At 63.3% G+C, this 13153-nt stretch carries 10 protein-coding genes; 2 read left to right on the forward strand and 8 right to left on the reverse strand.

Annotated features, from left to right (window positions below; genetic code table 11):
- Positions 1–103: 103 nt before the first annotated feature.
- The 7 genes from IF10I1_RS00980 to IF10I1_RS01010 all read right to left on the reverse strand — a co-directional run bounded on the left by IF10I1_RS00980 (position 104) and on the right by IF10I1_RS01010 (position 8580).
- On the reverse strand, positions 104–1348 hold the full coding sequence (locus IF10I1_RS00980) for a phenylacetate--CoA ligase family protein (RefSeq protein ID WP_094463556.1): 1245 nt from the start codon (positions 1346–1348) through the stop codon (positions 104–106).
- A 41-nt stretch (positions 1349–1389) separates the two neighbouring features.
- Positions 1390–2268 (reverse strand): ABC transporter ATP-binding protein, encoded by an 879-nt coding sequence (locus IF10I1_RS00985; RefSeq protein WP_208977544.1) that lies wholly within the window; start codon positions 2266–2268, stop codon positions 1390–1392.
- 31 nt (positions 2269–2299) lie between these two features.
- A complete protein-coding gene (locus IF10I1_RS00990; protein WP_050472404.1) occupies positions 2300–3622 on the reverse strand; it encodes an ABC transporter substrate-binding protein in 1323 nt (440 codons plus the stop codon).
- Positions 3623–3719: 97 nt separating this feature from the next.
- Complete coding sequence (locus IF10I1_RS00995; RefSeq protein WP_058898741.1) at positions 3720–4796, reverse strand: branched-chain amino acid ABC transporter permease; 1077 nt, start codon at positions 4794–4796, stop codon at positions 3720–3722.
- A gap of 6 nt (positions 4797–4802) precedes the next feature.
- Complete coding sequence (locus tag IF10I1_RS01000) at positions 4803–5756, reverse strand: branched-chain amino acid ABC transporter permease (protein WP_050472402.1); 954 nt, start codon at positions 5754–5756, stop codon at positions 4803–4805.
- 11 nt (positions 5757–5767) lie between these two features.
- Entirely contained in the window at positions 5768–6598 is an 831-nt protein-coding gene (locus IF10I1_RS01005) for an ABC transporter ATP-binding protein (protein WP_058898740.1), read from the reverse strand.
- Positions 6595–8580 carry an AMP-binding protein gene (locus tag IF10I1_RS01010; protein ID WP_186424314.1) on the reverse strand — a complete coding sequence of 662 codons (1986 nt, stop codon included), beginning with the start codon at positions 8578–8580 and terminating at the stop codon, positions 6595–6597. Before IF10I1_RS01010 ends, IF10I1_RS01005 begins: the two co-directional genes overlap by 4 nt.
- Before the next feature lie 253 nt (positions 8581–8833).
- Here IF10I1_RS01010 and IF10I1_RS01015 point away from each other — a divergent pair, with 253 nt between their 5' ends.
- Positions 8834–10822: a PAS-domain containing protein gene (locus IF10I1_RS01015; protein ID WP_186424315.1), complete on the forward strand. Its 1989-nt coding sequence runs from the start codon at positions 8834–8836 to the stop codon at positions 10820–10822.
- Entirely contained in the window at positions 10812–11555 is a 744-nt protein-coding gene (locus IF10I1_RS01020; RefSeq protein WP_186391738.1) for a response regulator transcription factor, read from the forward strand. Before IF10I1_RS01015 ends, IF10I1_RS01020 begins: the two co-directional genes overlap by 11 nt.
- A gap of 10 nt (positions 11556–11565) precedes the next feature.
- Here IF10I1_RS01020 and IF10I1_RS01025 read toward each other — a convergent pair whose 3' ends face one another.
- Positions 11566–13152 carry a TRAP transporter large permease subunit gene (locus IF10I1_RS01025; RefSeq protein ID WP_186424316.1) on the reverse strand — a complete coding sequence of 529 codons (1587 nt, stop codon included), beginning with the start codon at positions 13150–13152 and terminating at the stop codon, positions 11566–11568.
- Between the last annotated feature and the right edge of the window lies 1 nt (position 13153).

A 13153-nucleotide genomic window follows, 5' to 3' on the forward strand; every position in this document is an offset into this window, starting at 1 on the left:
ACGCGCACATTTGGCCGGAACATAAGACACCAGCCAGCCTTGTCCAGTACGTCAGAACTCAGATCCCGGATCAGTGCCGCCCAAAAGAAGCGGGAGAGGCGGATCAGGCCGCCTGGCCTCCGTAGTCGCGCTCATCGGAAATGACCTTGCCGTCATTCGGCAGGCTGCCTTCGGCCAGGCATTCGACGGCGCCCTTCAGCTTGGTCACCTCCCGAAGGGTTGCGGCGATGGCAGAGGCCGTGTCTGCGGTGGCGGTTTCCACCTGCAGGGTCATCACATCCTGCTCGCTGGCGCGTGTGACAACGAGCCGCGCCTTGCGGATTTCGGGGTGACGGGCGAGCACATCGGCAATCTGCACCGGATCAACGAACATGCCCTTGATCTTGGTGCGCTGATCGGCCCGGCCCATCCAGCCGGCAATGCGCTGCCCGGTGCGTCCGCAAGGGGACTGGCCCGGCAGCACTGCTGAAAGATCACCCGTGCCGAAGCGGATCATCGGATAGGTGCGGTTGAAGGTGGTGACCACCAGTTCCCCCACCTCGCCATCTGCAACAGGCGTGCCTGTGCCGGGACGCACGATCTCGACGATATAGTCCTCGTTGACGATCATGCCGCTGCCGGCCTCGCTCTCATAGGCAATGACGCCCAGTTCCGCCGTGGCATAGCACTGAAGAACCGCAATACCGCGCGCCGCATAATCGGCCCGCAGCGAGGGAAACAGCGCCCCGCCGGAGACAAGGCCGCGCTTGAGGCTGGACATGTCCCGCCCCAGTTCCTTGCCTTTGTCGAGCAGCACCTTCAGGAAGTCCGGCGTGCCGACATAACCGGAGGGCTTCAGCGTCTCGATGGCCTCCAGCAGCATTTCCGTGTTGCCGACGCCGCCGGGAAAAACGGTGCAGCCCAGCGCCCGCGCGCCGTGATCGAGCAGAAAGCCGCCCGGCGTCAGATGATAAGAGAAGGTGTTGATCACCACATCACCCGCCTGGAAGCCCGCTGCCGCCAGTGCCCGGGCCACATTCCACGGGTCCTGCCCTTCCGGCTGCGGCTCCCAGATCGGCCCCGGAGACATGAACACCCGCTGCACGCCCTTGAGGGAACCGGCCAGAAACCCGCCGAAGGGCGGTTCCGCCTTCTGGTGCTGCAGCAGGTCCGACTTGCGCAGAACCGGCACGGAAGCAAGTGCCTGCCGTGAGGTGACGGCGGCCGGATCCACGTCTTTCAGATGGCGGGCCCAGCCGGGCGCTTCCTCCCGCGCATGGCGCAAGATTTCCGGAAGCCGGGCAAAAAGCTCCGCCTCGCGCTGATCCGGCGACCGCCGTTCGCGCGCTTCACGATGTTCCGCCGTCATAGCCTGTCCTCGCTTGCTTCGCCTTGAAATACCTGCGCTGGTTACGCCAGCCACCGCTTGCGGCGCTTGTAATGCTTCACATCGCGGAAGGACTTGCGGCCCTCCCCGCCGACACCAAGGTAGAATTCCTTGACGTCTTCATTCTCGCGCAGCGCCTTGGCCTCGCCATCGAGCACGATGCGGCCCGATTCCACGATGTAGCCGTAGGTGGCATAGCGCAGCGCGATGTTGGTGTTCTGCTCGGCCAGGAGGAAGGACACGCCCTGCTCCTCGTTGAGCTGCTTCACGATCTCGAAGATTTCTTCCACCAGCTGCGGCGCCAGTCCCATGGAAGGCTCGTCCAGCAGGATCATGCGCGGCCGGCTCATCAGGGCCCGGCCGATGGCGCACATCTGCTGCTCGCCGCCGGAGGTATAGCCTGCCTGGCTGCGCCGCCGCTCCCGCAGGCGGGGGAAGTAATTGTAGACCATCTCCAGATCGGCCTTGATCGCCCCTGCCCCGTCACGCCGGGTATAGGCACCGGTAAGCAGATTTTCCTCGATGGTCAGATGGCCGAAGCAATGACGGCCTTCCATGACCTGAATGCAGCCGCGCCGCACAAGATCATTGGGGGACAGATCCTGCACCTGATCGCCCTTGAAGGTGATGCTGCCCTTGGTCACATCCCCGCGCTCGGCCCGCAGCAGGTTGGAGATGGCTTTCAGCGTCGTGGTCTTGCCCGCGCCATTGGCCCCCAGAAGGGCAACGATGCCGCCTTCCGGCACGGTCAGGGACACGCCCTTCAGCACCAGGATGACGTGATCATAGATCACTTCGATGTTGTTCACCGACAGGATGGGGCTGCTGGCCGCAGCCGGGTTGGAAGCTTGAAGCACGGGTCTGATCCTCTTTCCGGCATTTCCCTGCCGCGGGCGGTTCATGCCCGCGGCAGAAAGCATCCTTGAACTCTTGTCAGTTCGGGCAGGGCTCCGTACGGGCCGGCCAGGGAGCGTTCTTTTCCGTGTACTCCTTGGCTGCGGCCTCAAGCAGCGGGCGCACGACGTCCTTCATCGGCTCGATCCAGTCGGTCGCCTTCACCCACTTGGTGCCGTCCCACTCCTGGATGTAGACCGGATGCGAACCGGCGTGATCCTCGCAGGTGACCTTCATCGGATGAGCAAAACCGGCAAGGCCGATTTCCTCAAGACGCTCTGCCGTGATGTTCAGGGACTCAAGGCCGATGCGCACGTCTTCGCCGGTCAGAACGGTCTTGCCGGTCTTTTCCTGCGCCGTGCGGATGGCTTCAGCCATCAGCACGGAATTGAGGACACCGCGGTTGTAGAGAACGTTGCCGAAATTGGCCTCCGTGGTCTGCGACTTGCGGGCATCGACGACCAGCTTCTTGATGTCGGCCAGCGCCGGATAGTCCGTGCCGAGACCGGAGATGTTCAGCGCCTTGTAGCCCTTGGCACCGGCCCCGCCGGCAGCGGCATCATCATCGCCGGCCGACCACCAGACACCGATCATCTTGTCCATCGGGAAGCGCGTCTTGACGGCCTCCTTGATGGCGGTCGGGTTCATCGCGCCCCAGCCCCACATGATCACATAGTCCGGACGGTCGCGGCGGATGTTGAGCCACTGCGAGGACTGGTTCTGCATTTCCTTGGCGGGAACCGGATACTGGGTCACCTCGAAGCCATAGTCCTTGGACAGCTGCTCCAGCAGCGGGATCGGCTCGCGGCCGAAACCGGCGTCGAGGAAGATGTAGCCGATCTTCTTGCCCTTCAGCTTGTCCATGCCGCCTTCCTGCTCACCAATGTACTTGATGATCACGGACAGGCCGTCCCAATAGGTGTCCGGCACGTTGAAGACCCATGGGAAGGTGTTGCCGACGGCTGCTGCCGACAGGCCATAGCCCATGGACAGAACGGGGATCTTGTCGACACCGGCTTTCGGAATGATCTGCAGCGTGGTGCCGGTGGAATACGGATTGTACATCAGGGCGCCCTTGCCCTTGGTCGCCTCGTAGCACTCCATGCCCTTCTGCGGGTCATACCCGGTCTCGCATTCCTCCAGGATGATCTTGACGCCGCCGATGCCGCCATCGCGCTCATTCAGCATCTGCAGATAGTCATACATGCCGTTGGCGATGTGGATGCCCGAGCCTGCAAAGGCGCCGGTGCGGTAAGTCAGAAGCGGGATATAGTTGCCTTCCGCTGCGGCGGTCTGGACGGTGAAGGGCGCTGCGCCCCCCAGCGCGAGTGCGGTTCCCAATGCGATTGCCTTGAAGTTCATTTTGCTTTCCTCCCAAAGAACGGCTGGCTTTCTGGTCCGCCTACCCTTGTCATTATTGCGGATGCCGGATCCGGCCGGTTTCGATTGCAGGCGGCCGTCAGTACGGGAACGGCCAGACCCGAAGCTTCTGCTTGCCGATCTGCCACAGCCGGGCGAGACCATGCGGTTCCACGATCAGGAAGAAGATGATCAGCGCACCCACGATCATGTGGGCCAGATGCTGGATCGTCTCGGCCCCCACCTCGATACCGGTCATCGCCGGAATGGCACGCAGCACGACCGGCAGGATCCAGATGAAGGCCGCGCCCAGGAACGAGCCGCTGATGCTGCCAAGCCCGCCCAGAATGACCATGAACAGGATCTGGAATGACAGGGCGATGGAATAGGATGAGGGCTCGGCCGCATTCAGCCAGAAGAACACCATCATCGCACCTGCCACGCCGCAGATGTAGGACGACACGGCGAAGGCCAAGAGCTTGGCCCGGAGCGGACGGATGCCGATCAGTTCCGCCGCAATGTCCATGTCGCGGATCATCATCCAGGACCGGCCGATGCGGCCACGGATGAGGTTCGACACCAGCACCGCAATGGCAAGCGTGATGCACAGCACGATGAAATAGCGGGTCAGCGGTGTGGACTCGGCCCCGGCGATGGTGATGCCGAACATGGTCCGGTGCGGGATCTCGATGGCGCCGGAGGCGTTGTAATTGTAGAGCCAGCCGATGCGGATGAAGCACCATTCCAGGAAGAACTGCGCCGCCAGCGTCGTCACCGCCAGATAGAGCCCCTTGATGCGCAGGCTCGGCAGACCGAAGATCGCGCCGATGCCGGCCGAGAACACGCCCGATACCAGCACCAGCAGGATCACGTTCACATCCGGGAAGATGGAGGTGAGCTTGTAGGCTGCATAGGCGCCGACACCCATGAAGGCGCCGGAGCCGAGAGACAGCTGACCGGCAAAGCCCGTCAGCACGTTGAGCCCGATCGCCGCCAGCGAGAACACCAGGAACGGGATCATGATCGAGCTCAGGAAGAAATCATTAGCCAGATAAGGAACGGCAACGAAGGCACCGAAAATGAGGATCGCAATACCGATCCGGTCCTGCCGGATCGGGAACAGCGCCTGATCCGCCTCGTAGCTCGTCTTGAACTGGCCTGCCTCGCGGTAAAACATGGGACCTCACACGCGCTCGATGATGCGTTCGCCGAAGAGACCTTGCGGACGGAACAGAAGGAAGATCAGGGCGATGATGTAGGCGAGCCAGGACTCGATGCCCCCGCCCACCAGCGGACCCCAATAGATCTCGCCAAGCTTCTCGCCGAAACCGATGATCAGTCCGCCGATGATGGCGCCGGGGATCGAGGTGAAGCCGCCAAGGATGAGCACCGGCAAGGCCTTGAAGGCGACGATCTCCAGCGCGAAGGACACATCCGAACGCGCGCCCCACATGATGCCCGTCACCAGCGCCACGATACCGGCGGCAAACCAGACGATGGCCCAGATCTGGTTCAGCGAGATGCCGACGGAAAGCGCCGCCTGATGATCATCGGCCACCGCCCGCAGCGCCCGGCCGATGCGGGTCTTGTTGAAGAAGATGCCGAGGCTTGCCACCATCAGCATGGCGATCACCGCCGCCGCAATGTCGATATGCTGCAGGATGACGAGGCCGTCCTCCCCAAGCTCCAGCGCCGTCGAGCCGGTCGGCAGCCATAGCTCTTCCGTGATCATCCGCTTCGGCTCGCCGCCGAAGATGAACTCGCCAAAGCCGATGAGAAAATAGGTCATGCCGATGGTCGCCATCAGCAGGATGATTTCCGGCTGGTTCACCAGCGGCCGCATCACCACCCGCTCGATCGTGTAGGCCAGAATGCCCATCACACCGATGGTCAGAAGCAGCGCCAGAAACGCAGGAACCCCGTGCTCATAGAGCCCGACCAGCGTCAGACCCGCGAACACCACCATGATGCCTTGCGCGAAGTTGAAGACGCCGGATGCCTTGAAGATCAGCACGAAGCCAAGCGCAATCAGGGCATAGAGAATGCCTGCCACGAAGCCTTCCCACAGCACCTGCAGCAGGAAATCCGGCTGATCGGCCATCTGCGCAAACGGCAGGATGAAAATATCATAGAGCATCGCCGCCCCCCTTAATGCGCCACGCCGAGATAGGCGTCGATGACTTCCTGACTGGCCTGCACCTCGGCAGGGGGGCCATCGGCGATCTTCTTGCCGTAGTCGAGCACGACCACCCGGTCGGACAGGTCCATGACCACGCCCATGTCATGCTCGATGAGGGCGATGGTGGTGCCGAACTGCTGGTTCACATCGAGGATGAAGCGGCTCATGTCCTCCTTCTCCTCAAGGTTCATGCCGGCCATCGGCTCGTCGAGCAGCAGAAGCTCCGGCTCCATGGCCAGTGCCCGGCCCAGTTCCACCCGCTTCTGCAGGCCATAGGGCAGCTTGCCCACCGGCGTCTTGCGGATGGCCTGGATCTCCAGAAAGTCGATGATGTCCTCGACCTTGCGGCGGTGCTCGATTTCCTCGTCCCGCGCCGGGCCGTAATGCAGGAGCTGCCAGAAGAAGTTGCGGTGCATCTTCAGCGAGCGGCCGGACATGATGTTGTCCAGCGTGCTCATGCCCTTGAACAGCGCCACATTCTGGAAGGTGCGGGCGATGCCCTGCGCCGCCGCATCATAGGGCCGCATCTTGCTCCGGGCCGTGCCCTTCCAGGTGATGGTGCCCTGCTGGGGATGGTAGAAGCCATTGATGACATTGAGCATCGACGTCTTACCCGCCCCGTTGGGGCCGATGATGGCGCGGATTTCGCCCTTGCGGATGTCGAAGGAAATGTTGGTGATCGCCTTCACCCCGCCGAAGGACAGCGAGACATTGTCCACCTTCAGCAGCACTTCCGCTGCTGGTGCTGTCTCCGCTGCCGGTTCCACCGGGTGCAGGCTGGTTGCTGTCACGGCATTCATTCTGCAGCCTCCCGCATGGCCTGCACCGGGGCGTGCGGCGTCATGTCCCTGATCTCGACCGTTGCCTCGATGACACCCGTGCGGCCGTCCTCGAAGGTCACTTCGGTGCGCACATGGCGCGAGGTGGAGCCGTCATAAAGCCCTTCGATCAGCGGCGCGTAGCGCTCGGCGATGAAGGAGCGGCGGACTTTCTGCGTGCGCGTCAGCTCGCCGTCATCCGCATCCAGCTCCTTGTGCAGGATGAGGAAGCGGTGGATCTGGGCGCCCGCCATCATCGGCTCCGCCGCCAGATCCCGGTTCACCTGATCCACATGCTGCTGGATCATCCGGTAGACGTCCGGGTGGGCGGCAAGTTCCTGATAGCTGGCGTAATTGACGTTGTTGCGCTCCGCCCAGCTGCCCACCGCCGTCAGGTCGATGTTGAGAAATACGCCGGTGAAATCCCGCTCATTGCCGAAGGCCACCGCCTCCTTGATGTTGGGGAAGAACTTCAGCTTGTTCTCGATGTATTTCGGCGCGAACAGCGCACCGGTGTTGAGCTTGCCCACATCCTTGGCGCGGTCGATGATCTTCAGGTGGCCGTTGGGGGCAATGAAGCCGGCGTCACCGGTGAACACCCAGCCATCTTCCGTCTTGGTGGTGCGGGTGGCCTCGTCGTTCTTGTAATAGGCAACGAAGGTGCCCGGCGAGCGGTAGAGCACTTCGCCGTTTTCGGCGATCTTCAGCTCCACCTGCGGCGCGGGCTTGCCGACCGTATCGGCGAAGATCTCGCCATCCGGCTGCAGGGTGATGTAGACGCTGGCTTCCGTCTGGCCGTAGAGCTGCTTCAGATTGAGGCCGAGCGAGCGGTAGAAGCTGAAGATCTCCGGGCCGATGGCCTCACCCGCCGTGTAGCCGACCTTCAGCCGGGTCAGGCCAATGCGGTTCTTCAGCGGGCCATAGACCAGAAGCTCGCCAAGGCCATAGAGCAGCCGGTCGCTGAGCGGCATCGGCTGGCCGTTGAGGATCTTTTCGCCCGACCGGCGGGCCACGCCCATGAAATAGTCGAACATGGCCTTCTTCATCCGGCCTGCATCTTCCATGCGCACCATGATGCGGGTGAGCATGCTTTCAAAAACCCGCGGGGGAGCGAAGAAATAGGTCGGCGCGATCTCCAGCCGGTCCAGATCCACCGTATCGAGGCTTTCCGGGCAGTTGACGCAGTAACCGGCCGTATAGGCCTGCGCCAGCGAGAACACGTGGTCGCCGATCCAGGCCAGCGGCAGATAGGCGAGGATGTCCTCGCTCTCGTCCAGCTTGTCGAAGGCATTGGCGTTGCGCGCCGAAATGACAAGATTGTCGAAGGACAGCATCACGCCTTTGGGGCGGCCGGTGGTGCCGGAAGTGTAGAGCATCACGGCAATGTCACTGCCCTTGCCCTGTGCCAGCCCCTCTTCCCAGGTGCTGAGCGCCTTCGGGTCTGCTGCCATGTGCTGGCGGCCAAGATCCTGCACGCCGGTGAAGCTGAACAGGCGGCTGTGGTCATAGTCCCGCAGGCCGCGCGGATCATCATAGATCACGGCACTCAGGCTCGGCACGGTCTCCGCCATGGAGAGAAGCTTGTCGACCTGCTCCTGATCCTCCACAACTGCAAAGCGAACTTCGGCATGACCCAGAACATAGGCCATTTCTTCTGCGACGGAGTCTGCATAGACCGGAACCGGGATGGCGCCGAGCGCCTGAGCCGCCACCATCGACCAGTAAAGCCGGGGCCTGTTGGCACCGACAATTGCGACCTTGTCGCCTGCCTTCAAGCCGATACTGCCAAGCCCGATCGAAAAGCTGCGCGTCTCGTCAAGAACTTCAGCCCAGGTCCAGCTTTGCCAGATACCAAGGTCCTTCTCCCGCACTGCAGTACGGCTTCCAAGTTCTTTCGCATTGCACAAGAGAATCTTCGGAAAGGTGTCTGCACCTTCCCTCGCAGCGCTGGTCAATCTTGCCATCGCGTCGTCCACCCTCCCAGGCGCCCCGTTTACCGGAGTCGCGTTTTGGCCCTCATGAAACGCCTTCCTCCCGAAGGGCCGCAAGCTCTTTCTTTGGCGGAGCCTGCGGATGTCTCACCATGGGTTGCATTTGACGGTAGACCCGGTGCATTGCGCCAGTATGTTCAGACTGTGACGAATTGTTTCAGGGCCATCCTCCCTTCATCCGATGGCTGACTGGTGTTCCCTCCAGCCTTCTGCCTAAACTCACGCCATGACGATCAGCTCCGGCACCACCGAATATATCGACATGCTGCAGGCTGCCCTTGATCATGTGAATCAGGGCTTCTCGGTCTTCGATGCAAACCTGCAACTGGTGGCCTGGAACAGGGGTCTTTGGGAGATGCTGGACTTCCCCCAGGAGCTGGCCCGGCGCGGCGCGCATCTGGCGGAGTTCCTGCGGGTCAACACGGAGCGCGGGGAATACGGGCCCGGCGATGTGGAGGGCAAGATCCAGCGGCGGCTGGAGCGGGCGCGCCAGTTCGTGCCGCATTATTTCGAGCGCATCCGCCCCAACGGCCAGGTGATTGCCGTGCGCGGCACGCCCCTGCCGCAGGGCGGGTTTGTCACCATTTACACCGACATCACCGAGGAACGGCGGCGGCAGGAGAAGCTGGAACGGACCGTGGCCGAGCGCACCCGCGCCCTACGCCAGAGCGAGGACTGGCTGCGCTTCGTCACCGACAACATCCCGGCTCTTGTGGCCTACATGGCCCCTGACACGGGCTCCGGCGCCGGTCCCGTCTTCCGCTTTGCCAACCGGCGCTATGCGGAATGGTTCGGCCATTCCATCGCCTCCATCGCCGGACGCCCGGCGCGGGAAGTGCTCGGGACGGAGCTTTTCACCGAACTGCAGCCGCAGATCGAGCATGCGTTCAGCGGCCATGCGGTGTCCTATGAATACAGCCGCCGCAAGCCGAACGGCGATCTGGCCTACATGCGCTCCACCCTCATTCCGGACATGACGGTGGACCGGCGCACGCTCGGCGTTTTCGTGCTGTCGCTGGATGCCACGGAGCAAAAGCGCAACGAGGCGGCCCTCGCCCAGTCACAGCGCATGGATGCGGTCGGCAAGCTGACCGGCGGGCTGGCGCATGACTTCAACAATCTGCTTGCCATCCTGATGGGCAACCTGCTCAGCCTGAAGCGCAAGGGCGAAGAAGTGACACCCGCCGATGTGGAGGCCCACCTAGCCCCCATGCTGCAGGCGGCTCAGCGCGGGGCGGACCTGACCCAGCGCATGCTGGCCTTCAGCCGGGGCCAGTCCTCAGACCCGCAGACCGTGGAACTGGCGCCGCTTCTGGCCAACACCGCGACGCTGCTGCATGGCTCCCTCCCCGGCGCCATCAGCCTGTACTTTGATCTTTCCGATGAACGGCTGGTGGCTCGTGTGGACCCGGCGCAGCTGGAAACGGCCATCGTCAACCTCGTCTTCAATGCCCGCGATGCCATGCCGGAAGGCGGCAGCATTACCGTCAGCCTGTCGCAGGAGCAGCTGGCGGAGCGCGATCTGCCCGGCGCGGGTCTGGCCGCTGGCCCTTATGCCCGCATCAGCGTGCGCGACACCGGCCAGGGCATGGATGAAGCGACCCGGCAGCGGGCCTTCGAGCCTTTCTTCACGACGAAGCCTTTCGGCACCGGGTCCGGCCTTGGCCTGTCGATGGTCTATGGCCTTGCCCGGCAGGCGGGCGGGCATGCGGATATTTCCACCGCCCCCGGCGCAGGCACCACCGTGTCGCTGCTGCTGCCCCTCAGCGCCGGCAGCAGCCCTTCCGGAACGGGGGCCGCGAGCGCACAAAAGGCCCTGGCCATGGGCAATGGCGAGCTGATCCTGCTGGTGGAGGATGAAACGGCCGTGGCCGAAGCTGTTGCCCTGCAGATCCGCGACCTCGGCTACGCGGTGCTGACGGCGGAAAGCCCGGCAGATGCCCTTGAGCTGGCGCAGGATGTGGCGGAAATCCGTGCCGTGCTGTCCGATGTGGTGATGCCCGGCCAGATGAATGGGCTCGCCCTTGTGCGCCAGATCCGGCAGGGACGGCCTGACATCGGCATTGCGCTGATGAGCGGCTACGCCGACTATGGTGCGCCTGCCGGCCAGACCGGCCAGAAGGCCGATGCCGCAGCTTTTCCGCTTCTGACCAAGCCCTTTGACATGGCGGCACTGTCTGAAACCTTGAGGAAGATCACCGCTCATGACGCCTGAGACGCCCGGCACCGGAAGCAGCACAACAGCCACGTCCGGGCTGGTTTACATCTGCGATGACGAGGCGGAGATCTGTGCCATTCTCGCCAGCACGCTGGAGGTCTACGGCTTCCGCTCGGTCTGCTTCCAGCAGGCGGGCAAGATGCTTGCCATGATGGACCAGCAGCTGCCCGATGCCTGCCTCATCGACCTTGGCCTGCCGGACATGGACGGCATGAGCCTCATCAACGAGATCCGCAAACGCACCTCCCTGCCCGTCATCGTGCTTTCCGCCCGCAGCCATTCCTCCGACCGGGTGATGGGGCTGGAGATGGGGGCAGACGATTATGTGGTGAAACCCTTCGACCCGCGCGAGATCGTGGCGCGGCTGCGCTCCGTGCTGCGCCGCTCGTCCGAGCGTCAGACTGCAGCTCCCGGCAAGGGCAATGCCGCACGCTTTGCCGGCTGGACCTTTCACCCCGGCGCCCTGCGCCTCGTCTCGCCCTCGGGCGAGGAAACGTTCCTCTCCACCGGCGAGGCTACCCTGCTGGAAGCCTTGTTGCGGGCCCCCAAGCGCGTGCTCTCGCGCGATTACCTGCTGGAGCACGGCGGCCGTGACGACAGCCTCGACCGGTCCATCGACGTGCGCATCTCCCGCATCCGCAAGAAACTGGCGACCGAATCCGCGACGCCCCTCATCCGCACCATTTACGGCTCAGGCTACATGCTGACGTCGCAGGTGGACTGGGCGTAAACTCCAGCTGCTACCCGTAGATCGCCTGCGGCAGCCAGGTGGCAAGTTGCGGCACGAACCAGAGGATCACCAGCATCAGCACCTGGATCAGCACGAAGGGGATGATGCCGAGGTAGATGTCCGAGCTGCGCACGGAGGCAGGGGCCACACCGCGCAGATAGAACAGGGCGAAGCCGAAGGGCGGGGTGAGGAAGGAGGTCTGCAGGTTGACCGCCATCATCACCCCCAGCCAGGCCGGATGCATGGAACTGCCGTCGGGCATGGGCAGCTGCAGCAGAACCGGGGCGACGAGCGGCACCACGACGAAGACGATTTCCAGGAAATCGAGGAAGAAGCCCATCACGAACATGACGAGCATGACCGCCAGCATGGCGCCGAGTGCGCCGCCCGGCAGGTCCTTCAGCAGCGAATGCACCAGCTCGTCGCCGCCCAGATCCCGGAACACCAGCGAGAAGAACGTCGCACCGATCATGATCGTAAAGACCATGGCGGTGATCTGCGTCGAGGACTGGATCACCGGCGCCAGCACGCCCGAACGCAGCACGCGGGCAAGGCAGACGGCAATGCCCCAGGCACCAACAAGGCACAGCAGCGCTGCAAGGCTGATCCCGGCCCATTCCAGCGGCCCGATTTCCAGCCGGGTGATGCGAAGATCCACCACCCGTGACAGGGCAAGGGCCGCCAGCAGGCAGACCGCTCCGGCATAAACCGGCAGGGGCCGCGACACATCTGCCCGGAAGCCCGCCAGAAGCAGCGCACCCACGGCACCGACTGCGGCAGCTTCCGTCGGCGTTGCCACTCCGGCAAGAATCGAACCCAGAACGGCAATGATCAGTGCCAGTGGCGGCACCAGAACGCTGACCAGTTCCTTCAGGCTCACCTTCTCCGGCGCGCCGCCATCTGCCCCGCGCATGGGCGGCGCCTTGTGGGGCGACAGAAAGGCGACCGTCATCTGATAGGCAATATAGAGCCCGACGAGGCAGAGGCCGGGAATGAGCGCGGCAGCAAACAGATCCCCCACCGAGAACGGCTCCGGCGACCAGTTGCCTAGGTTACGCTGCGCCGTCTGATAGGCGCTGGAAAGCTGGTCGGCGAGGAACACCAGCACGATGGAAGGTGGAATGATCTGGCCAAGCGTTCCGGCTGCGGCAATCGAGCCGCAGGCGAGACGCGGACTGTAGCCGTTGCGCAGCATTGTGGGCAAGGACAGGAGCCCCATCGTCACCACCGTCGCCCCGACGATACCGGTCGATGCAGCCAGCAGCGCCCCGACGATGGAGACCGACAGTCCCAGCCCGCCGGGCATCTTGCCGAAGAGGCGGCCCATGGCTTCGAGCAGGTCTTCAGCCACCTTGGAGCGCTCAAGCATAACTCCCATGAAGATGAAGAGCGGCACCGCAATCAGCGTCTCATTCGTCATGATGCCGAAGATGCGCATCGGAATGGCGCCCAGCGAAAGCGAGGCACCGGCAAAATGGCCGATCAACGCGAAGACGAGTGCAACGCCTGCCAGCGTGAAGGCCACCGGGAAACCGGCCATCAGGCAGATGACGGCCGTGGCAAACATGAGAATGTCGAGGATGGAAATCAGGTCCATG

Origin of the sequence: Pannonibacter sp. I15F10I1 (genome assembly GCF_900185665.1) — a bacterium.
Lineage (GTDB): Bacteria > Pseudomonadota > Alphaproteobacteria > Rhizobiales > Stappiaceae > Pannonibacter > Pannonibacter indicus.